The sequence below is a fragment of the Bradyrhizobium arachidis genome (genome assembly GCF_015291705.1).
GTDB classification, from domain to species: domain Bacteria; phylum Pseudomonadota; class Alphaproteobacteria; order Rhizobiales; family Xanthobacteraceae; genus Bradyrhizobium; species Bradyrhizobium arachidis.
The window spans coordinates 2,184,342-2,207,186 of the sequence record NZ_CP030050.1; the positions used below are offsets into that span (position 1 = coordinate 2,184,342).

Consider the following 22,845-nt stretch of genomic DNA (forward strand, 5'->3'; position numbering starts at 1 on the left):
GTAGCTCTGCAAGCGCTGCAACGAACGCGAAAAACGCTCCGAAGGCTGCAAGTATGAGAGAGCTTGCGAGTATCGCTTCTCCGATCTGAGCGCGTCTCATTATCCGTGTCGCTTTGGCTTCGGGGAGATGGCGATGACGCCAATCAGTTCTGCTCGACAGTTTCAACACGGCCCTCTCGCCAACGGTAAACCAGAAAGCCAGGAGCCGCATTGTCTCCCTTTCTATCGAACCGGACTGGGCCAATCACGGTATCGGTCGGCCGTGAACGAAGTGCGTTAGCTACGCGCACAGCATTGAAAGAACCGGTCCGGTTCACCGCCTCTGCCCATGCTTGCACGGCCGCATAGGCGTAAAGCGTGTAGCCTTCAGCGGACAGGTTGGAAGCTTTGAGTGCGGCCACCACGCCGGCCGCATTGGCGTTCCTGGCGGGGTCCGGCATGAAGGTAAACAACGTGCCATTTCCGGCGCTGCCTGTAATGGCCCAGAATTCAGAGGTCATCAAAGGGTCGTTCGCCATGACCATAAGTTCCGCTCTTGCTTCTGACGCTTGGCGTACAAACAATCCGATTTCGATATGATAACCGCCGATATAGGCGACACGCACCCGTTCCTTCTTCATCCTTGAGACCAGCGCCCTGTAATCCTTTTCACCGGCTACATAGCTTTGCCGAATGACTTGTTTAGCGAATTGCCGAAGCTGTGCTTCAACGACGTCGGCGATACCCTTGCCTGCGGTGCTCTTGTCGTCGAGTACTGCGATCTTGTCATTAGGGAAGGTCCGGTGAATATACTCTGCGGCAACGATGCCCTGTTGGTCGTCGCGGCCGCAGATCCGAAAGACGGTGTCAAGGCCCCGTTCTGTTAGCTGAGGATTTGACGAGCCTGGTGACACCTGAATGATGCCTGCTTCGGCGTAGATCTCGGAGGCCGGGATCGACGCAGAAGAGCAAAAATGGCCAACCACCAACCGGACCCGCTCTGTTGTGAGCTTATTCGCGACTGCGACAGCTTGCTTCGGGTCGCACGCGTCGTCGGCGACAGTCAATATCACCTTGGTATCGAGAAGTAGGCCAGAAGCGTTCAACGCCTCGACTGCCGCAGCTGCACCATCGCGCATTTGTGCGCCGAACGCAGCGCTGCTTCCGCTCATTGGGCCAGCCACGGCAATATTGACGTCGGAGCCGCGCGCAACAGAGGCGAGGGCGCAGAAGAGAAGCGCGACACTCGCAGCAGGCGCACAACGATTTAACATTGTAGAGCTCCCAATGTTCACCTGAAGTGTAACAGCCGGCAGCTGTGATCAGACGTGTCTACAGGTGGAGATTGTCTGTCAAAGCGAAGCTTGCGTTGGTCGCCAGATTGCGACCACGGTAGAACTTACAATTTGACGTTAGGTGCGTTTCAAGGCCGTTTTGAAGGAGCCTCGACGGTGCATCAGGGAGCGCGGATTGACGGGGTCACGACGACTGTCCGGGTTAGTCCATAAAACTGTTGGCCCGCATCAGAGCCGACGAGCGCCTATCGGCAATGCCGTGCGGAGCCGGCCAGGAGGACGTCAGTACGGCTGATCCTCCAACCCGCCAAGGGCCAGATCGAGATATTGCATGAGGCAGGGGTCCCAACCAGCCAGACTACGGGGGGCGCTTAATCGTGCAAGTACCTTCAGGATCATCGAAACGCGTGTATCGGCGCCAGCGATTTCGCCGATCAGCAAGCGTGCTGCAACTGCGACAGCCTTTGCCCGCTCGCCGCAAGGATGCTCGCCTCGATCCATGCAATCACGCAGGTCGTCGCGGATCCGCCGCCACCGCTCCTCGCGATCTGCAGCTAACTTACAGGTGCATCGGGACGTCTGATTATGCGTCTCGACCCGCGACATGGCATTGAGGGTGGCAGGCAGCTCATCCACACTTACCTGGATATCACTGTCGATGGTCATGTTGCGCAAGCGATCTCGCAGCAGAGTTGCTCGAGCGACTTGAAGTTCGATCCGTTCTAAATGTTTGCGCAGAAGATCGGTAAGTGAGGTCGTGCCCTCCATAGCTTTACGGATCTCGACAAGGGAGAAGCCAAGCTCACGTAGCGCTCGAATTTGGTGAACCCGTTGCACACTTTCGCGGTCGTACATCCGGTGGCCGCCGTCAGTACGCTCTGAAGCTGCTAGGAGCCCGGTGTGTTCATAATGATGCAGCGTGCGTACCGTTACTCCGGTCGCCTCTGCAAGTTCGCCAATGCGCCATCGACGCCTTCGTGGTGTAGCTTTGCTCATGTTGTTCATTTCAAAGCCTACAACCTGACGTCACGTGTGATTCAAGCTATTTCAAAGCTCTAGCTGGATCGTCTTCCATTCCAGCGCGAGACTGGTGACTATCCTCAGAATGGCGTGGGATCAACCCTGAGGGGAAATGGTGATCAAGAAGTTCGTCAGGCATGCCAGTTGAGCCTCGCTAGCCGCTGTACGCTCCAGGATGAGTTTGGCGATTGCTGTGCGATTTTCTGGACTTCGCATCGATGGGGGTAGCGCGGTGATCGCACTATCATAAAGGCGTCCCAGGACGGAAAGCTCTTCCGGATCGAATACGCCGCTGCATTGCTCCAAGTTCAGCTCCTTGTTTGTCATTGCGTCATGGCAGCGCACGTCGTCAAGACGTTTGGCTGCGATAGGGCCAAAAGAAGTCAGACCCGCGGCGCGGAGCGACGAAGATGCGATGTGCTCCCATGTGATGCGACAGGGCAACATGCGTGCGCGATGCTTGCCTCGACGGCGCAAGAGACCGTGGTCATGTGCATGATCGATGACCATCACGCGCACGGTGCGCGATGGTACGGCTTCCGAAGAAGCACAAGCGTCTCCGCTCTTCGAGAGCCACTGCTGATTCGGAGAGTTGACGAGGGCAGCCCAGCGCCGCTTCTGCTGTATCGACAGCAGGTGCGCCCGGCGGGCGGGTGCAACGTACGTCCCTGTCTCTAAAACCAGGCCAAGAGTCTGACCCGCCGCTCGCACGTCGAGCCTATTGCCAACGTGCGGAAGACGTACGCAACATCGTCATGATAGCCGTCTGTTGCGATGATCTTTATAGAGCGACCATGAATTCGAGCGCGGCGAGCCAAAACTGTATGCGTTGAGACATTCGTTGGGATATGAGGCTCGCAAATCTTACGAACGTCCTTACGACAACGGCGAGGCAGATCGTGCGAAATCTCCGGGAGAATCAGCCCGTTCCGAAGTGCAGATGATGGAGGCCTCTTGCCCAGTTGCCATGCGGGTAGCTTCCTGCAACAATATCTCTCGCATCCACAGGCTTTCCGGTTCGCTATTGTGAAGCATGGGCCATTGAACCGCCTCAGTGAAGGCGGGAAATGGCTGCGGGAGCTCCGCAATGCGAAGGGGCATTGTTCTTTGGAAATGCTTTACGAGCCTTAATGGCATCGTCCCTATGCGGTTGGTGCCCACCAGCAGGGGCGGGATCATGCTGAAGCTCTGCACGAGAATGTCGATACGCCGATTGAGGCCTAAATCGAGTAAAAGGGATTCTTCGACCCGCGTCTTGCGCGCGCCTTTGACCTTAACCGCAACGTGGCCCATCGACATATACCGATCAAATGTAAGCCCCCGTAGTAGTTGGCTGTTCGTGGAGCAACCTACGCAGACGAGTCTCTCCTCGAATAGGGTCGCCCTGGGGTGCGCGCCGGACATGAATAATTCCGGCAAGATAATAAAATCGACTTCGCCGCGGCGGAGAAGCTCATCGTGCTCATCGGTGAGCGCGACCAGTTCGAAGCTGACGGCCGGTGCTTCTCGCGCGACGCGCTCCACGACATTTCGGAAGAATATGACTGTCATAAAATCAGAAAGGCCGATCCTGAATCGCCGGTTCGATCGAGCTGGATCGAACACGTCCCGCGCGATAATTGAAAGATCGATGTGCGTTAGAGCCTCGCGTACAGGGGCTGCGAGTCCTTCCGCGCGCGAGGTCGGGACAAGTTCCCGCCCCCTCATCCCAAACAGCTCGTCACGGAAGTAGGATCGCAGCCGGGCAACGGCTGCGCTCATGGCCGGCTGACTAAGATTAATCTTGCGGGCCGCTGCGCTGAGGTTGCGCTCAGTCATTAGAGCATCCAGCGCAACGAGAAGATTTAGATCCAGACCTTTGAAACGCATGTCTTCTTATCCGGCACGAACGTAATTGGGCGCATACACCAAGCGATGACGGCTGCGTCTGGAGAGGTCCTTGGCTCGCACGAACAGACATCGTTTCCATCCTACGACCGCGAAAAAGACGCTCGTGCAATGACCGCAACAATGGAGAGGCAAGGCGGTAGTCCGGCCAGCAGCGGCCGGAAGCCGTCAGAGTCCCAAAGATGATCGGTGTCCCGGTTCCGGCGACCCACGCGACAGGACCCGGCCGGTTGGTTAATGGCAGATCAACCCAACGTCCGGCCAGTGCCGTGAGTTCGCCAAAGCGTCCAGTCGAGAGCCGCCTAGCGCAGCTTTCATCACGACGGCCAACCTACAACCTGACGCAGTGTGTGGTTCAAGCGATTTTCTGCGGCAAGCCAAACATTATTGTACTGGAGGAGGTGCCGCGATAGTGCCGGGCGTCGCCTGTTTGCGGTGCAAGCGCCTCATCTGCGAGGTCACCACGCTCACGACACGGCAAGTCTTCGCAGCCGATCGCCCGTCGCCGGCAGCTTGGCCTCAGAGACGTTGAAGTGACGAAAGCGGCCGAGTAGGTCGAAGGATTGTTAGCGTATTTGGAACGTGCCGAGAGTGGCTTACGGTGAGCCTAGCAGCGCCTGCGAGTTGGAGGCTCCTGATGCTCAGATGCCATGTTGGATGCTTCCTCCAGCAATATCCGCCGCATCCAAATGCTCGCCGGATCGGTATTGTGGAACGCAGGCCACTGCACAGCCTCGGTGAATGTGGGCAGGGCGAGCGGCGGTTCGACGATCCGCAGTGGCATCTGCTTTTCGAAGTGTTTGGCGAGTCGTAAGGGCATTGTGCCGATACGGCCTGTGTCTAACAATATGGGCGGAATCAGGCTAAAGCCCTGCACAACGATCTCAATGCGTCTCTTGACGCCGTGCTCAAGCAAGAACCACTCTTCGATGTTTGGTCTGAGCGCCCGTCCGAATTTCGCCGTAACGTGCCCCATCGAAATGTATTTCTCGAATGTCAGCTGCCGCGATAGCTGCTTGTTCTCGCGGCATCCGACGCATACGAGGGTCTCGTCAAACAGCATCGCCTTAGGATGCGCGCTCGACATGAACAGCTCCGGCAGAATGAGAAAGTCCACCTCGCCCCGGCGGAGCAGCTCATCGGGTTCATCGGAAAATGGCAGCAATTCGAAGCGCACCGCGGGAGCTTCCTGCGCAATACGGTCCACAATTTTGCGAAGAAAGACGATCGTCATGAAATCGGAGAGGATGAACCTGAAGCGTCGGCTCGACTGAGTAGGGTCGAACGCGTCCCGCGATATGATCGAGAGTTGGATATGCAGCAGGGCCTCGCGCACCGGACCTGCAAGCGCCTCCGCGCCAGGTGTCAGGACGAGCTCGCGACCTCTCATGGTGAACAGTTCATCGCGGAAATAGGTGCGCAGCCGCGCGATCGCAGCGCTCATAGCGGGCTGGCTCAGGTGAATTTTGCGCGCCGCCGCTGTGAGGTTGCGCTCCGTCATCAGAGCATCGAGCGCAACGAGAAGGTTTAGATCAAGTCCCTTGAACCGCATGTTGTAAGTCTATCCATCGTGTGGATGTGTTCCATCGGAACAATCGATTTTACCAAATTGCTGGACGTTGGATAGCAAACATCAGTTTGCAAAAGTAATCAGGCATACCACGATGGCTGCGGCTCGCTCACGCTGGCTCAGAGAAAAGCTCCTGGACGTGCGAGCAGCCGGCGCATCCGCTTCGGGGGCGGCCATGGGCGCCCCGTGCGAGCCGCGTCGCTTCGTCTCGATGCGAAAGTCGCTCGATCGAGACGCCAGGCAGATCTCCGTAAACCTTGGTATGCGTGTTTCATCCGTTTCCATATTGCAGGTTTACCCGCGTACACTTGAGAGCGCGTTCAGCCGCGTTCTAGTGTCGGGAAATAGCGGCAGGCGCAGATTGCGGATGCCCAGTCATTCAGGCAGCTCTCCAAATGGCTCGCCTGTCCACCGCATTAAGGGCGTGTCGAAGATGTATAAGAACCAGTGTGATCTGATGCCACTCGGCTGCGCCATCGATGAGGCGCCGCGCATCGAAGGCCTGCCCGCAGACGCCAAAACGTCGACAGAGATGTTAGACGAGGCCGAAATGCTGCGTGGTGCAGACAGGATCTGGCTAGTCCAATCGCCTCACCGGCATCTTCCGGCCTATCTGGCGCAGGGCATTGGCCGGATGACGAGCGCGAGCCATGAGATCGCTTCGTCGCGAGCGAAGGCGCCTGGCGCGGTGCAGGCGAGGAGTGCCGCGCTCCGAGGGGCATGGCAGCGCATTTCAGTATTGATCAGCGGTTCGGCGACTAGCGAATTCGCGTGACCATCTCCGCTCATAATTCCACTGGCGCAAGGAAGCCCGCCATGAACATTGCCGCATCCCGGACTGCGGGAGCCCCTACTGCGCGCGCTCAAGTGCAGTGGAGCCTCCGCTGGGAAAGCGAACTGCGGCTCTCTGATCATGCCGAGCTCGCCGAGTTCTTCCGCAAAAGTTACGGGCCGACCGGTGCGTTCAATGCGCAGCCATTTGAGGGCAACCGAAGTTGGGCCGGTGCAAGACCTGAGGTCCGCGTAATCGGTTACGACGCGCACGGGATAGCTGCTCACGTCGGGCTACTACGCCGTTTCATTAATGTTGGAGGGGTCGATCTTCTCGTGGGCGAACTGGGGTTATATGCGGTGCGCCCGGATCTTGAAGGCCTGGGAATTAGCCAGGCAATGCGCGTGATGTATCCCATGCTGCAGCGGCTTGGGATTCCATTCGGCTTTGGCACGGTTCGGCCTGCGCTTGAGAAACATATGACCCGGCTGGTCGAAAGGCAGGGGCTCGCCACCCTCATATCTGGCATTCGCGTCCGCTCCACGCATCCGGATGTCTATCCCAATTTGTCGCCGATCCGCATCGAAGACGTGATCGTGGTGGTTTTTCCGGTTGGACGCTCGATAAGCGAGTGGCCGGCCGGGACGATCATCGATCGGAACGGGCCCGAGTTATGAAAGAGCTTTTCCCCCTATCTGCTGTCCGTTGTGACTACGCTGACGTGAGTGGAAGTCGCCCCGTGTATTTGACCTTTGATGATGGGCCAAATCCATTTTGCACGCCAGAGGTGCTCGATGTGCTGGCGCAACATCGGACTCCGGCGACGTTCTTCGTGATCGGCACGTACGCGGCCGAACAACCTGAGCTCATTCGACGAATGATCGCGGAAGGGCACGAGGTCGCGAACCACACGATGACGCATCCGGATCTATCCAGATGCGGACCAGCGAAGATACGCGATGAAGTTTTGGCGGCGAGCGAGGCGATCCGTTCGGCGTGCCCGCAGGCCTCACCCAGGCACATGCGAGCACCTTACGGCATGTGGACACAAGAGGTGCTCGATGTGTCAGCGAGCGTTGGTCTCACAGCTGTGCACTGGTCGGTCGATCCGAGAGATTGGTCCCGCCCCGGGGTTGCTAGAATTGTGAATTCAGTACTGGCGAGCGTTCGCCCGGGTGCAATTGTGCTCCTGCACGACGGATATCCTCCTGATGAGGAGCGACCGTGCACTGATGCCACGCTGCGCGATCAGACCGCCATCGCGCTGTCACATCTGATCCCGGCGCTACAACGGCGCGGGTTTGTAATCCGTCCACTCCCTCAACTTCATTGAAAAAACTGACACCCTATGGACCTGCTCGCTACAACAAGCGCTGTCGCTGTTTCGTCTTATGCGCTGCTCTCGACGATCTACAAGAGCGCGCAAGCGCTTTATGCCCGACCGGCGACGAACCCATCGCTGCAGGACACCCCGGGACGATCGGAGCCGGTCCTTCCCAGTGTAGACGTCATCGTACCGTGCTTCAACGAGGATCCAATCACGCTCGCCCAATGTCTGGAGTCGCTTGCGAGTCAAGACTACACCGGAAAGTTACAGGTGTATGTGGTCGACGACGGATCGGCAAATCGCGACGTTGTCGCGCCTGTACACAAAATCTATGCGAACGATCCGAGGTTCAGCGTCATCTTGCTGGCAAACAACGTTGGAAAGCGCAAGGCGCAGATCGCCGCAATACGCAGCTCATCCGGTGACTTGGTCCTCAATGTCGACTCGGATACGATACTTGCCGCTGACGTTGTCACGAAGCTTGTATTGAAGATGCACGACCCGGAAGTCGGTGCGGCCATGGGTCAGTTGATAGCGAGCAACCGCAGCCAAACCTGGCTGACCAGGTTGATCGATATGGAATACTGGTTGGCATGCAACGAGGAGCGCGCGGCGCAGGCGCGTTTCGGTGCCGTCATGTGCTGCTGCGGCCCATGTGCCATGTATCGTCGCTCCGCGCTCGCCTTGCTTCTCGATCAATACGAAGCCCAATTCTTTCGTGGGAAGCCGAGCGATTTCGGCGAGGATCGCCATCTAACGATCCTCATGCTCAAGGCGGGATTTCGAACGGAATACGTCTCGGACGCGATCGCAGCAACAGTCGTCCCGGACAGCCTTGGGCCATATCTACGCCAGCAACTCCGCTGGGCGCGCAGTACCTTCCGGGACACGTTCCTTGCATTACGCCTGCTGCCAGAACTCGATGGCTATCTGACGCTAGACGTTGTCGGGCAAAATGTCGGCCCGTTGCTTCTCGCCCTGTCATCACTGGCTGCGCTCGCACAGCTCCTAATCGCCGGCTCAGTACCCTGGTGGACGGGGTTGACGCTTGCAGCAATGACAATGGTCCGCTGCAGTGTGGCAGCCCTTCGTGCTCGCGAACTGCGGTTTCTCGGCTTCGCACTCCACACACCGATCAATATCTTTCTCTTACTTCCTTTGAAGGCCTATGCGCTTTGTACCTTGAGCAACAGCGATTGGCTATCGCGCAAGGTCGCCAATGTGCCGGCCGAAGGGGAAAAGCAGTCTGTCATCCTGCACCCGAACGCTGGACCGAGTGCTGCAAGTAAATGGGGAATGTCGGGAATAATTCATAAGGCGGGGCTTTCGAGCCCTGAATCGAGCCTGACGGCAACGAAGAGCGTTTGCGGTTGTGATCGTTCGACCGCCTGCAAGTAGGTGATAGGCTCATGATGCCGGACGCAAACCATCAGCTATTAGAGCGGGAGTTGTCTGCCGACGATCCATGGCGCCTCGACAGCAGTTCCTTCGAGCAGGAGCGATACGCGCAAATGCTCCGGATGTCGCGTTGCAATGGAGGCGTTGCGTGTGCCCTCGAAGTGGGATGTGCAGCCGGTGCATTCACCGGCATGCTGGCGCCACTATGCGAACGGCTCACTGTGGTCGATGTCATGCCGCAGGCCATCGAGCGAGCGCGACGACGGACCAGGAAGTGGTCGCATATCACGTGGGTGACCTCCGACATCCAGCGGTTCTCGACCACCGAGCGGTTCGATTTGATTGTCGTGGCCGAAGTTCTTTACTACCTCAAGGACATTGTTGAGATGCATGCGGCTATCCGCAACCTAGTGAGTATGCTTGCGCCAAATGGAGCTCTGATTTTCGGGTCCGCACGTGATGCCACATGTCAACGATGGGGCCATGCTGCTGGTGCCGAAACGGTGATCGCTCTCTTCAACGAGAGCCTATCGGAGGTCGAGCGTCTGCATTGCCACACCGAGTCGGTCAACGAAGACTGCTTGATCGTGCGGTTCCGGAAGCCGGGTCATTCGTCAGAACAATCAAACGTCGGCCACTAGACCAGGGGATCGTATGCGCATCTGCGGCATCAAGTTAACACATGACGGGGCAATTGCTGTCGTCGAGGACGGGCGGCTTGTCTTTTGCACCGAGCAAGAGAAGCGCGGCAACAGTCCACGCTATCAATCCGTCGAGAATCTCGATGCAGTCGTGCTCGCCTTGGCGGAGCATGGCCTGGATCCGCGGGATATCGATCAGTTCATCATCGACGGCTGGGATGGGGAGATTGAGTCGCAGTTCCAGGTCCTAAGTGGCGCTGTGCCGATCGCGCTGAAAGGGGCGCCGTATGTCGAGCGCCATGCTGAGGGCCTTCTTGATTCCGTCGACGGCTTTGGCCTGATCCTCGGAGGCAAGGTGTTTCCATATAAGAGCTACCCGCACGTTACGGGCCACGTCGCGTCAGCATATAGCACCAGTCCCTTTGCCAGCGCGGGAAAACCCGCGTTCTGTCTGGTATGGGATGGCTGCATCTTTCCGCGTCTTTACTATGTGGAACCCCGGGGGGCACGGTTCATCGCATCCCTGTTTCCGATGATCGGCCATGCCTATGCTGCCGCGGGCCTTCACTTCGGCCCGTACAGGCAGCCGAACCGCTCCAGTTGGGATTTAGGCATCGCCGGCAAGCTGATGGCTTACATCGCGCTTGGTTCTGTCGACGAAAGCATTGTGGCAGTGTTTCAGGAGCTCTATGAAAAGCGCTTCGCCGCTGACACGGAGCAGGCTCGTCGCTACCGCGCAGACATCAACAATGCAGAATCGTCGCTTGCAGCTGTGCACGACTTCTTCGAGGCAAGCGCATTGCGCCTGACGGCCAAGCGAGCGGAGGACGTCCTCGCGTCGTTTCATGTGTTCGTGGAACGTCTTCTTGTCAAGGAAATGGCGGTCGTTTTGCTGCGATACTCGTCGCTTCCAGGAGCGCGAAATCTATGTATCGCCGGAGGTTGCGGTCTCAATATCAAGTGGAACAGCGCGCTTCGTGCGGCGGGATTGTTCGATGATGTTTGGGTGCCGCCGTTTCCGAATGACAGCGGCTCGGCAATCGGCGCTGCTTGCGGCGCGATGGCGGCGCAAAATGGGTTCGGGCCATTGGAATGGTCAGTCTACAGTGGTCCGGCCCTGCAGGACAGCGAGCTTCCGCCGGATTGGGAGGCGGCGCCATGCAGTCTGCGTGAACTTGCGGTGATTCTGGCCGACAACAAGCCGGTCATCTTCCTTTCGGGGCGCGCCGAGCTTGGGCCGCGGGCGTTGGGCGGCAGAAGCATTCTTGCAGCGCCGACCTCCCCGGCAATGAAGGATCATCTCAACGACATTAAGCGTCGCGAGCACTTCCGGCCGGTGGCGCCGATCTGTCTGGAGGACCGTGCGCCAGAAATTTTCAGCCCAGGTACGCCAGATCCTTACATGCTGTTCGATCACCAGACGCGAGCGGAATGGCGCGACAAGGTCCCCGCTGTGGTCCATCTTGACGGCTCCGCTCGGCTGCAGACCATCTCCCGCAACTCTCCGCACAAAATCGCCGCGCTTCTCGTCGAATTTGAGCAACTCACGGGGTTACCGCTGCTCTGCAACACGAGCGCCAACCTCCACGGGCGGGGATTCTTCCCGGATGCTGCCGCGGCCTGCCAATGGGAGCGTGTCGAGCATGTGTGGTGCGACGGCCAGCTCTGGACCAAAACGGTGGTAAGGAAGCCATTGTCGGCCGAGCGACTTCTGTCAGCCTAAGAGTGACCATGTCCACCGTAGCAATCGAGCTTGCCGGCGTGAAAAAGTCATTTGGCGACAAGGTCATCGTCAATGAACTATCGTTCTCGGTTGCGCGCGGAGAATGCTTCGGCCTGCTTGGTCCAAATGGAGCTGGCAAGAGCACGATTGCGCGTATGCTCCTCGGCATGATTTCGCCGGACGCAGGCAAGATTACGGTCCTCGATGAGCCTGTGCCTTCCCGCGCTCGTGTGGCGCGCGTGCGCATCGGCGTGGTGCCGCAGTTCGATAACCTTGAACTCGAGTTCACCGTTCGAGAGAACCTGCTCGTGTTTGGTCGCTATTTCGGCATGAGCGCTCGCAAGATCGAGGCGGTCGCGCCATCGCTGCTCGAGTTTGCGCGCCTCGAAAGCAAGGCGGACGTGCGCGTGTCCGAGTTGTCCGGTGGCATGAAACGGCGGCTGACGCTGGCGCGTGCGCTAATCAATGACCCGCATCTGCTCGTGATGGACGAGCCGACGACTGGTTTGGATCCGCACGCCCGCCACCTGATTTGGGAACGTCTGCGAGTTCTGCTTGCGCGGGGCAAGACGATTCTCTTGACAACTCACTTCATGGAAGAGGCCGAACGCCTGTGCGATCGGCTGTGTGTCCTCGAGGGTGGACGCAAGATCGCCGAAGGCAAGCCGGACGGCCTCATAGATGAGCATATTGGCTGCAACGTGGTCGAAATCTATGGCGGTGATCCACATCAGCTCTGCGAGCTGATCAGGCCGCATGCACGGCACCTTGAAGTGAGTGGAGAGACGCTCTTTTGTTATGCGCCATATCCGGACCAGGTACGCGTGAAACTGCGCGGGCGAGCGGGCCTTCGTATTCTGCAGCGTCCCCCGAATCTCGAGGACGTGTTTTTGCGGCTGACCGGGCGCGAGATGGAGAAGTGAGCGATGGGTGAAAGTTATGCGGCGGTGATGCCCGCTAACGCGTACAATTGGATTGCGGTATGGCGTCGGAACTTCCTAGCATGGAAGAAAGTCGCACTTGCATCGATTCTCGGCAACCTCGCAGATCCTATAACCAATCTGTTTGGCCTCGGCTTTGGCCTTGGACTGATCGTGGGACGCGTTGAGGGGACGTCGTACATCGCGTTCCTGGCGGCAGGCATGGTCGCGACCAGCGCCATGACGTCCGCGACCTTTGAAGCCATGTATGCAGCCTTCGCACGCATGGACGCCAAGCGCACCTGGGAAGCAATCCTCTCCACTCAGCTCACGCTTGGCGACATCGTTCTGGGTGAACTGGTGTGGGCGGCCAGTAAGTCCGTTCTGGCCGGAACAGCGATTTGGATCGTCGCTGCCACGCTGGGTTATGCGTCATGGCCATCCATTCTGTATGCGATGCCAGCAATCGCCCTTACTGGCCTTGTCTTCGCCAGCCTGGCGATGGTCGTCATATCTCTTGCGCCAAGTTACGATTACTTCGTGTTTTACCAGACACTTGTCCTCACTCCTATGGTGTTTTTGTGTGGCGCGGTCTTTCCGACGAGCCAACTGCCCGGCTCATTTCAGCATTTCGCCGGCTTGTTGCCTCTCGCACATTCGGTCGACCTTATTCGCCCAGCGATGCTTGAGCGCGGCGCTGACAGCGCTGCCCTGCACGTAGGTGCGCTCTGCGTTTACGCGGTCCTGCCCTTTTTCGCGTCGACAGCACTATTTCGGCGCCGCCTGCTGCGTTGACGTGAGTTCAGCGAAAATGGAGAAAGACACATCGATGCACTGTCACGATCTTTCTGCGGTAGCTCGGGATGACCTGGTCTGTCACAGCAGCTGCATGGCCTTAAGAGGCGGCGATCGAGCAAGGTCTACGGCCGCCTGTTCGGTGGATCGGTGCGGACGCCAGCACCGTTACTTTCTGGGCGCCTTTCGCTAGGCGCCGAGACGGACTTTGCAAAATTGTGTTGTGCTGTCTGGCCCGCGCACCCGACGGAGCGTGACTGTCCAGATTAGATAGGTGGGACGCAGTAAGCGGTCCCGGCAGGATCATATGGAGAACGGGATGTTGTGCCTGGGAGTGAGTGGCGGACTTGACAGAATCTATGAAAGCACGCCGGAGCTGCCGAATACATTTCTTCACGATGGCGCTGCGGTTCTTGTGCAGGATGGCCGCGTGATCGCTGCTGTCGAAGAGGAGCGCCTCAACCGCGTCAAGCACTCCAACAAGTTCCCGAGCAATTCGATCCGATACTGCCTTTCTACCGCAGGAGTTGAGCTCGGCGAGCTTGACCGTATCGCGTTCTACGCGACTGAAGCCTACTGCAACACCATGCTCGAGCGTCTTTCTGTTTCTCAGCCCGTTCCGTTGGACGCCAGACTGTTGCTGCGCCAGCTGCTAGCACGGGAGTTCGGCGCTGAGATCGATCCGTCGCGGCTTTCCTTCGTGAATCACCACGAAGCGCATTCCGTGAGCGCGTTTGCCATGTCCGGCTTCGAGCAAAGTCTCGTTTTTGCCGTCGACGGCGGTGGCGATTTTCTCTCCGGCTTATTGGCGGTGGGGTCTGGCACCGAAATTGCGCAACTTGCAAGCTTCCCGGAATATAACTCCCTCGGGCTGTTCTATCTCGAGACGATCCGATATCTCGGCTACGGGTTGTTCGACGAGTACAAAGTGATGGGGCTTGCCCCGTATGGTGATCCCGCTCCCTATCGCGAGCTCTTCGCGCAGTTCTACGAGTTGTTGGAGAACGGTGGGTATCGCGTTCACAGGGACCGGATCGGTCCAGCCCTGGTCCGCAACATCGAGGTTCGGCGAAAAGGAATGCCATTCACCCAACAGCATCGAGATGTCAGCGCTTCGCTGCAGGAGGCGTTGGAGCGGATCGTGTTTCACATCCTACGGCACCATCGTGAAGCGACGGGCATTACACGCTTGTGCTTGGCTGGGGGGGTAGCCCATAATTGCACGCTGAATGGTAAGCTGCTTTATTCCGGGCTATTTGACGACATCTTTGTTCAACCCGCGGCGCACGACGCCGGTTGCGCGCTCGGCGCTGCGTTGATGCTGTCAAACGAGCTGGGCAGGCCGGCGCCGCGGGAGCGACTGCCGGACGTTTATTGGGGGCCCGATCTCGGCAACGAGCAAGCCCTTGAGCATGAGCTCAACGCATGGTCAGGCCACCTCGACATTCAACGAAGTGAAGACATAGCATCCAGTGCGGCAGACTGGATGGCGAATGGCGATGTAATCGGCTGGGTTCAGGGCCGCTCTGAGTTCGGCCCACGTGCGCTTGGTAACCGCAGCATTCTTGCGGACCCGCGGCCTGCGGAAAACAAGGACCGCATCAACGCGATGGTCAAGAAGCGCGAGGGCTATCGCCCCTTTGCGCCATCTGTACTGGAGGAGGATGCGAGCGAGTTCTTTGAGCTCCCGGACGGCACGCGGCAGCTCCCCTTCATGAACTTCGTGGTTCGTGTGCGTGAAACCAAGCGTACCGTGCTCGGTGCGATCACACACGTTGATGGGACCGCTCGGCTGCAGACAGTATCGCGCAAGGCAAACCCCACCTACTGGGATGTAATTAATGCGTTCAAGAGGCGAACGGGAATCCCAGTTCTTCTGAATACCTCATTTAACAACAATGCCGAGCCGATCGTGGAGTCCGTGGCAGATGCGATCACCACGTTCTTAACGACTGACCTGGACGGACTTGTTGTTGGGCCGTTCCTCGTCAGAAAGCGGCCAGCATCACTGCAGGATTGGAGTGCACTGGGCGTTTCATTGCCGCCGTATGCATCCCTTCATCGTGTTCGCTCCCACACAGCGCCAGATCGTCAGGAAACGGTCTGCGAGATCCGCACAGGACATTCCGCCCGCGATGGTATGCGTATCTCACATGAGCTTTTCGAGATCTTGATGCGGATCGAGGGCGAGGCGTCGCTCGGCTGGCTTATCGACGCAACCATGCAGGACCAGGCCAAGCGTGAAGATCTCGTGAGGGAGCTGCGGCTCGTGTGGGAGCTGCGTGGCGTTCGGCTTCATCCGCCGCGCGCGGCTTGCGGCTGCAATAAAGTGCAAAGCGAAACATAGCCGGAACTCATGAGCATGGCCATGCCTATGCCTGCAGCATGTGAGGAGGCCAGACCACCTGACGCACGGGGGTCATCGGGCATCCGACTGAAATCGGGCACGTCGACGCAACACCGATCAAGAAAAAACGGAAGGTGTTGCGAGGACGCGGCCCGTCACGGATAGCACTGCTATGAAGTTCTACCGACGCAGCTCGCCGGCACCGCGGTTTCAGACCGTGACGTCGGACAAGATGATACGTGAGACGTCTGCAATGACGTCTCTTGTCCAACCAGGAGCCCGGGAAGAGGCAATGCAGAGCGGTTCGAAGAATGATAGGTTCGTAGTTTCCCGGCGACGCACGGGGTTCGGCGACTGCCTGTGGTCACTGGCGGCAGCTTGGCGTTTTGCAAAGCAGACAGGACGGACGCTAGCCATTGATTGGCGGGGATCTTGTTATCTCGATGAGCCATCCACGAACGCCTTTCCAGTCTTCTTCGAACCGGTTCAAGGCATTGCTGGCGTGCGGGTGATTTGCGACGACGAGATCAATCATTATTCGTTTCCGGGACCATTCTTCCCGGCATGGTGGAACAAGCCATCCATCGATTGCATCTACCGTCCGGACGAGCAGATTTTCCGAGAACGCGACGAACTCGATCAACTGTTCCAAAGTCGGAAAGATAGTGACGCTAACACGGTTGTGTGTGACGCCTGCCTGATGTGGCGCTGCGATCAGGAGGCCGAACGAGAAATCTTCCGGAGCATCAAGCCACGACCTGAAATTCAGTCTCGGATTAGTGCGATCTACCGCGAGCACTTTGAATCGTACAGCGTAATCGGCGTTCATGTCCGGCATGGCAACGGCGAGGACATTATGGGGCATGCTCCCTACTGGGCTGACCCTGAGCGCGCCTTGCGACAGGTCTGTAATGCCATTGATAAGGCTAGGGAGTTACCCCACGCAAAACCCGTGAAGGCTTTCCTGTGCACGGACAGCGCGATCGTCCTTGAGAAGGTTTCGACTATATTTCCTGATGTTTTCACGATTCCAAAACAGTTCCAGGCCCCTCAGGCCGGCCCATTGCACAACGCCACGCTCGGAGCTGAGGGCGGCTTTTCCGCCCTCATCGATATGTACCTCCTTGCGCGCTGCGACACTGTGATTCGTTTTCCCCCGACGAGCGCCTTTACGCGCTATGCGCGTCTCTTTGCCCCACGCGTTATAGAATTCGATTTGAACGATCCGAGCCGATTGATCCTGATTGAAGAATCCTCAGAAGCGCTCGTGGTTTCATGAGAGCCGTTGCCCGCGTGATTGATCTGATTGCCGCTTTTTGCATCCAGCAGTATTGGCAGATCTTTTCGGGGCGGGAATTGTCTGGCCGAAGTGATGCTCTGTCGCGAACTTCCACCGGAGAACAGAGCGACGCGGGGGCCGAATGTCTTCCGCTGAAGCTCGACGTCGACAACAATGACCTTAGCGTGGCTGCCGCCACGGTAAACAGGTGTAACACGTCCTCGCTTCGGGGGCGCAAGTCGACGCTAATCGGTCGTCGATCGCGGATGAATATATCGAAGGGCTCTCCGTTCATCCGGTGAGCTCCGTCTTGGCGGTCGGTACTCGCTGGTGTGAACGGGCGCTCTCGAAATCCACTATTTTGAAGAAACATTCAGTACGCCAGGTCGCGGTCCGGAATCAATCCGCCCGGCGATGTGCCAGTGCTGGATACGTCCGAGTAGGCCGCGATGAAGTCGGCATCAGTTGCCGACGAATCTAACGTACGACTCTGGTAACGTCAGCTTTCGAGTTTGGGGCGCTGCTCGCAGCCTTGTCTTTACGACGGCGAGTGTGCTCGCTAGTTTACGTAGCTGATGCACCATCGCTGTCGCAAAGCACACGCACTATGTCTTGAACGAACCGAGCATTTCGCGTGCGCGACACTAGGACGCAAAACGGAAGCGGATTTACATGCATCGCAGTGGCCCAAATCCTGCTACGCATGCCGCACGCAGCAGGAGAGGAGGCGGGCGTGGATCTCGATCTGCCAAAGAACGATCTGATCGAAGGCCAGGTGCCCGACACAAATTTAGCTTGCCCTTTTCAGACCGATAAAGCCCGTGTTCATGGCAGAGAACAGAAAGTGATGTTGCTCACCGGAGCATCGCGCGGAATTGGTCACGCCACTGCCAAGCTGTTCTCTGAGGCGGGCTGGCGCATCATTTCTTGCGCGCGTCAGCCGTTCGACGGCCAGCGATGCCCCTGGGAGGCAGGGAACGAAGATCACGTGCAGATCGACCTCAGCAATCATCGAATGCTGCCGCGCGCGATCACTGAGGTCAAAAAGCGCTTGGCCGGTGCACCTTTGCACGCACTGGTGAACAATGCCGGCGTCTCGCCGAAAACGCCCGCTGGCGATCGGATGACGTCGTTGACGACGTCGATCGAGACCTGGATGAGGGTGTTCCATCTCAACCTGGTGGCCCCGATCCTGCTGGCGCAGGGGCTGTTTGACGAGCTAAGAGCCGCGTCAGGATCGATCGTGAATGTGACTTCGATTGCGGGCTCGCAGGTGCACCCGTTTGCGGGCAGTGCCTATGCGACGTCGAAAGCTGCGCTCGCGAGCCTGACACGCGAAATGGCCCACGATTATGCACCGCATGGAATTCGCGTGAATGCGATCGCGCCCGGCGAGATCAGGACGGACATGTTATCGCCCGACACAGAAGCGCGTCTCGTGCCAAGTATCCCGCTTCGCAGAGTGGGAACCCCGGACGAAGTGGCCAAGGTCATCTTCTTCCTGTGCTCGGATGCGGCGAGCTATGTCGCGGGGGCCGAGGTGCCGGTCAATGGTGGGCAGCATCTGTGAATCAGCCGGCCTTGGGGACACCGCTGACTTGAGCTGCAGCAGCGGTAGTTATGTTCTCCGCTGACGACGCGTGCGCAATCTGCAAAATGGAATGAAAGCACACCGTAAGTTTACCGTCGTGCCATGAAAAGGTGTTACGGTTCTATGTCATCTCGTGAACACTTGGCGTCAGATCGAGAGTGACATGCAAAACGAAGCTCGCCAACCCGGACAAAGTACCAGGGAGGATGATCGAGAGAACGGAGGCCGCCTCATGCTGGATATACCTTCCTCATGCGAACGACCCGCACCGCAACCGGAGCCGGAACGTAAGCTCTCGAGCGAGCCGTTGCGTGAGAGCGCGCTGACCGGCATCTTCGAGATATCGAAAATACTCACCGCTCCTTGTCGGCTCGAGGTCACGTTAGCCAACGTTCTTGATCTTCTGCAGTCGTTTGTGCAGATGCGCCACGGCATCGTTTCACTGTTCGATGACGACGGCATGCCGGACATTACAGTGGGGGCGGGCTGGAGCGAAGGCAGCGACGAACGTTACCGGATGCGGCTGCCGCGGAAAGTAATCGACCAGATCATCGCGACGGACAGGCCTGTTGTCGTCGAGAACGTGGCCGCCGAGCCGGTATTCAGCGCTGCCGACCGGGAAGTGCTCGGCGCCTCTGATGATACGCCAGTTTCGTTCATCGGGGTTCCGATTCGCATTGAGCCGAAGGTCGTGGGTACGCTGACGGTTGATCGTATCCGGGACGATAGGTCGAGTCTCGGGATCGAGTACGATGCGCGACTGCTCGCCATGATCGCCAACCTGATGGGACAAACAGTGAAGTTACATCGCTTGTTCGCCTGCGATCGCGAACGATTGATGGCGGAGAAAGACCGGCTACAAAAGCAAGTACTCGACCTCAGGCAACCCCCTCGGGAGCGCAAGAAGCTACACGCCCATGGAATCATTGGCGATAGTCCGGCCCTGCGCGGGCTGCTGGAGAAGATCGCGATTGTAGCCAGATCTAATAGCACGGTTCTGCTGCGTGGCGAATCCGGTACCGGAAAAGAACTCGTAGCCAAGGCCATTCACGAATCATCGTCCCGCGCCAGGCGCCCGTTTGTTAAGCTGAATTGCGCGGCGCTTCCTGAGACCGTCCTGGAATCAGAATTGTTTGGACATGAGAAAGGCGCCTTTACGGGTGCGTTCAGCTCGCGCAAGGGACGCTTCGAACTTGCTGACAAAGGAACGCTGTTTCTTGACGAGATTGGCGAGATCTCAGCTCCGTTCCAGGCGAAGTTGCTGCGCGTTCTCCAAGAGCAGGAGTTCGAGCGCGTCGGCAGCAACCAGACTGTTAAGGTCGATGTTCGAGTGATAGCTGCGACCAACAAGAACCTTGAAGAGGCTGTCGCAAGGAGCGAGTTCCGCGCGGACCTTTACTATCGCATCAGTGTAGTTCCCTTGCTGTTGCCACCCTTGCGCGAAAGACGCAGTGATATTCCGCTTCTTGCCAGGGAGTTCCTCAGAAATTTCAATAACGAGAACGGTCGTACTCTGACCTTGGAGGCGAGCGGGATCGATGTACTGATGAACTGCGGCTTTCCGGGAAATGTCCGCGAACTCGAAAATTGCATCGAGCGGACAGCGACGCTGTGCGCCGGATCATCGATTGTGAGAAGTGACTTTGCATGCTGCCACGGCCAGTGTCTTTCTGCGATGCTGTGGAAAGGCACCTCCGACGAGAGACTGGACCAGCCCGCACCCACGCCGTCGGTGCCTGCAAAATCCACCATTCCGCTTGCTGAAGCGACCCAGCCGGTCCAGTCTGTCGGCGGCGAACTGGACTCACTGGGGCCTCCCGGCACAGTTCTCGTTAGTGGCGCCAAGATGGCCGATCGCGAACGGGTCATTGCGGCCATGGAAAGATCTGGATGGGTGCAGGCAAAAGCAGCGCGCCTGCTCGGGCTAACGCCGCGTCAAATTGGCTACGCGCTGAGGAAATATGGAATAGAGATAAAGCGGTTCTGAACGACGACATCGGTCGGAGCTGCTACTGCCAAATAGCTACACGAGAACGATCTCCGATAGGCATTCTCATCACAATCTGAAGGAAATGGGTCTGCCCACGGGGGCAACTTGGCCCCGAGCATCGCGCGCGCTTGCGGGACTGCTGTCGAAGGGCGGGCTCACCTGGTTCGATGACAAAGGGACTTGCTCACAATGACATACTTGGCGTCATTGCGGGCCATGCAATCGCGAACAGTCGGTTGCGGATCATGTAACGATCGTCATGCCTATCCGTCGATCAAGCTCCGGAGTAGTGAGCGCCAATGCTCATTGAACGTCACCCGGTCAGCCGGTCGCCGGTGATTGGCGGGGTAATCTGTCGCAAGCCGTCCTAGCATCACTCAGCTGGCGCGGCCTGCTGAAAAGCGCTGTCGCAGTTCTGACAGTGTTAGGATTCGTTCGTCGGGGAGCGGCCTAGAGGCGCGCATTACCGGGACTAAGCCTCTGTGATGGCAAGCCGATCCGAAAGGGCGGGCGATGGTACGACACTTGCTGTGCTCTCCGCAGCTGTCGCAGCTTTTGGGAGCAACACCGTGCACAACGTCGTCTGCATCAAACAGGTTCCGGACTCGGCGCAGATCCGCGTGCACCCCGTGACCAATACAATCATGCGTCAGGGAGTGCCGACCATCATTAACCCATATGACCTCTTCGCCCTCGAGGCCGCGCTGGAGCTGCGCGATCGGTTCGGCGGCGAAATTACGGTGCTTACAATGGGACCGCCATCGGCGGAAGACTCTTTGCGAAAGGCGCTGACTTACGGGGCCGATCGCGCCGTCCTGCTCACCGATCGCTGCTTTGCGGGCTCCGACACCCTGGCCACGACGTATGCACTTGCAACTGCCATCCGAAAAATTGGTAAGGAATATGGCCCGACAAACCTCATCTTCACGGGGAAGCAGACAATCGACGGCGATACGGCGCAGGTTGGGCCCGGTATCGCAAAGCGGCTGGGCGTATTGCAGCTAACCTACGTTGCGAAAGTCAGATCCTTAGATCTCGCCGCCCATACAATTGAAGCAGAACGACGCGCCGAAGGTGGTGTCCAGGTGCTGCACACGAGGCTGCCCTGTCTCATCACCATGCTGGAGGCAACGAATCAGATTCGGCGAGGCGCGATGGCAGATGCCTTGCGCGCCGCGCGCGCCAAAATCGTGAAATGGAGCGCAAACGATGCCGGTATCGAGGACGTTTCCAAATGCGGCCTCAAGGGATCGCCGACTGTCGTCAAGCGAGTGTTCGCTCCCTCTGCGCGGGCTGAGAAGGCAGCGCTGGTCGAGGCCGGCGAGCAACCGGCGCAGGCGTTGATAGACGCGATTTTCAAGCGTCAGCCGAAGCTCGAAGCCGATCTTGCTGCACTTGCCCGTGCCGCTTGATCTGGAGCGAAACAGTCAAAGATGTACCAACACCATGAGGCACTCGCGTGGGCGCGATCTAGCTAGGTATTTCAGCTCGCGACCTGCGCGTTATGGTCCATGGCGTTCTTCGATTTACAAGGGCATCGGGGACCGCGTGTTCCCTAGACCGCGTTATGGCCTCGATCAATGCCCGGAGTTGGCCGCGATTGTCAGGCGCATCGACAAAGGGCTGCGAGTGCGTCCAGATCCCACTATATGGTCGTGTTCGATGGCGTTGAGGCAACTGCTTAGCGCGTAGTTGTCGCGAGCGAAGATGGATTACGTCAGCGAACGGGATCACCATGCCAGCGCCCGCTCCCCAAAGCGCTTGTCGCGCTGTTCAAGGCGCGAAGCCGACTTTTGTGGCACTTTGAACCAATCTCCGCGATTCAGTATCCCTATACTCATTGGCCCGTTGTGAGTGGCGGGTGGCTCTTCGCCGTCTGGTGTCCGACAGCGGTGCAAGCGCTGTCAGGTTCAATACACTTGCGATGAGGAGTCGGTCGCGATTTTGTCAATGTACTCAAAATCTTTGGAGCGAGTGCACGATTTGGCACGGTGATTGCTGTAAGCGTGCAAGAAGACATCGTGGTGGCACTCGCGAACGTGAAACATAGCGTCGGTCTCTTTGAGAATCTCGTGGCAGCCAGCAGCGAGCCAGGTAGATGCGGATAATCCTTGCAAAGCTGTACGAAGCTCACAGCGGTTCGATCGACTGGCAGGAGCAGCAACAGCGAGGGCCTGCGCGGCGTAATATCTCACCATGACGCTGAAAGCGTATGCTGGCCGGCCCGGAAACTCGCGGCATCGAACGTTTCGTGGACCGGAATCCGTTTTGATCGCCGCCGCTCAGTTGATCTACGTGCTCCGTTCGATGC

Annotated in this window: 18 protein-coding genes; 13 read left to right on the forward strand and 5 right to left on the reverse strand. The window is 58.1% G+C overall.

The annotated features are described in order from the left end of the window. Positions 1-143: 143 nt before the first annotated feature. The 5 genes from WN72_RS10195 to nodD1 all read right to left on the reverse strand — a co-directional run bounded on the left by WN72_RS10195 (position 144) and on the right by nodD1 (position 5,733). Complete coding sequence (locus WN72_RS10195) at positions 144-1,253, reverse strand: branched-chain amino acid ABC transporter substrate-binding protein (protein ID WP_092217726.1); 1,110 nt, start codon at positions 1,251-1,253, stop codon at positions 144-146. Between the two features lie 303 nt (positions 1,254-1,556). Then, complete coding sequence (locus WN72_RS10200; RefSeq protein WP_194483042.1) at positions 1,557-2,270, reverse strand: MerR family transcriptional regulator; 714 nt, start codon at positions 2,268-2,270, stop codon at positions 1,557-1,559. A gap of 120 nt (positions 2,271-2,390) precedes the next feature. Further along, positions 2,391-2,807 (reverse strand): hypothetical protein, encoded by a 417-nt coding sequence (locus WN72_RS46795; RefSeq protein ID WP_430644631.1) that lies wholly within the window; start codon positions 2,805-2,807, stop codon positions 2,391-2,393. Positions 2,808-3,170: 363 nt separating this feature from the next. Continuing rightward, positions 3,171-4,163: a LysR family transcriptional regulator gene (locus tag WN72_RS10210; RefSeq protein WP_092217725.1), complete on the reverse strand. Its 993-nt coding sequence runs from the start codon at positions 4,161-4,163 to the stop codon at positions 3,171-3,173. Positions 4,164-4,788: 625 nt separating this feature from the next. Continuing rightward, positions 4,789-5,733, reverse strand: coding sequence for a transcriptional regulator NodD1 (nodD1, locus tag WN72_RS10215; protein WP_092217724.1), 945 nt, complete (start codon positions 5,731-5,733; stop codon positions 4,789-4,791). 451 nt (positions 5,734-6,184) lie between these two features. Here nodD1 and WN72_RS46800 point away from each other — a divergent pair, with 451 nt between their 5' ends. From WN72_RS46800 to WN72_RS10280, 13 genes are all read left to right on the forward strand, one after another. Then, a complete protein-coding gene (locus tag WN72_RS46800) occupies positions 6,185-6,526 on the forward strand; it encodes a hypothetical protein (protein ID WP_244553843.1) in 342 nt (113 codons plus the stop codon). 41 nt (positions 6,527-6,567) lie between these two features. Then, positions 6,568-7,200: a NodA family N-acyltransferase gene (locus tag WN72_RS10225; RefSeq protein ID WP_092217722.1), complete on the forward strand. Its 633-nt coding sequence runs from the start codon at positions 6,568-6,570 to the stop codon at positions 7,198-7,200. Next, a complete protein-coding gene (gene nodB / locus WN72_RS10230; protein WP_092217721.1) occupies positions 7,197-7,856 on the forward strand; it encodes a chitooligosaccharide deacetylase NodB in 660 nt (219 codons plus the stop codon). The genes WN72_RS10225 and nodB overlap by 4 nt, the downstream gene beginning before the upstream one ends. 15 nt (positions 7,857-7,871) lie before the next feature. After that, complete coding sequence (nodC, locus tag WN72_RS10235) at positions 7,872-9,248, forward strand: chitooligosaccharide synthase NodC (RefSeq protein WP_143130696.1); 1,377 nt, start codon at positions 7,872-7,874, stop codon at positions 9,246-9,248. Positions 9,249-9,259: 11 nt separating this feature from the next. After that, positions 9,260-9,889 (forward strand): nodulation methyltransferase NodS, encoded by a 630-nt coding sequence (gene nodS / locus WN72_RS10240; protein WP_092217720.1) that lies wholly within the window; start codon positions 9,260-9,262, stop codon positions 9,887-9,889. Between the two features lie 13 nt (positions 9,890-9,902). Further along, the gene (gene nodU / locus WN72_RS10245) at positions 9,903-11,612 is read left to right on the forward strand and encodes a nodulation protein NodU (protein WP_092217719.1); all 1,710 of its coding nucleotides are present in this window, start codon (positions 9,903-9,905) and stop codon (positions 11,610-11,612) included. An 8-nt stretch (positions 11,613-11,620) separates the two neighbouring features. Next, the gene (gene nodI / locus WN72_RS10250) at positions 11,621-12,535 is read left to right on the forward strand and encodes a nodulation factor ABC transporter ATP-binding protein NodI (RefSeq protein ID WP_167380988.1); all 915 of its coding nucleotides are present in this window, start codon (positions 11,621-11,623) and stop codon (positions 12,533-12,535) included. A gap of 3 nt (positions 12,536-12,538) precedes the next feature. Beyond that, positions 12,539-13,327: an ABC transporter permease gene (locus tag WN72_RS10255; protein WP_092217717.1), complete on the forward strand. Its 789-nt coding sequence runs from the start codon at positions 12,539-12,541 to the stop codon at positions 13,325-13,327. Positions 13,328-13,646: 319 nt separating this feature from the next. Beyond that, positions 13,647-15,674: a carbamoyltransferase family protein gene (locus tag WN72_RS10260; RefSeq protein WP_092217787.1), complete on the forward strand. Its 2,028-nt coding sequence runs from the start codon at positions 13,647-13,649 to the stop codon at positions 15,672-15,674. A gap of 172 nt (positions 15,675-15,846) precedes the next feature. Continuing rightward, on the forward strand, positions 15,847-16,953 hold the full coding sequence (locus WN72_RS10265; RefSeq protein WP_092217716.1) for a nodulation protein NodZ: 1,107 nt from the start codon (positions 15,847-15,849) through the stop codon (positions 16,951-16,953). A 733-nt stretch (positions 16,954-17,686) separates the two neighbouring features. Beyond that, complete coding sequence (locus WN72_RS10270; protein WP_027562745.1) at positions 17,687-18,523, forward strand: SDR family NAD(P)-dependent oxidoreductase; 837 nt, start codon at positions 17,687-17,689, stop codon at positions 18,521-18,523. Positions 18,524-18,776: 253 nt separating this feature from the next. After that, positions 18,777-20,531, forward strand: a complete 1,755-nt coding sequence (gene nifA, locus WN72_RS10275) for a nif-specific transcriptional activator NifA (protein ID WP_244553842.1) — start codon at positions 18,777-18,779, stop codon at positions 20,529-20,531. Positions 20,532-21,103: 572 nt separating this feature from the next. Next, positions 21,104-21,946: an electron transfer flavoprotein subunit beta/FixA family protein gene (locus WN72_RS10280; RefSeq protein ID WP_092217786.1), complete on the forward strand. Its 843-nt coding sequence runs from the start codon at positions 21,104-21,106 to the stop codon at positions 21,944-21,946. Positions 21,947-22,845 lie beyond the last annotated feature (899 nt).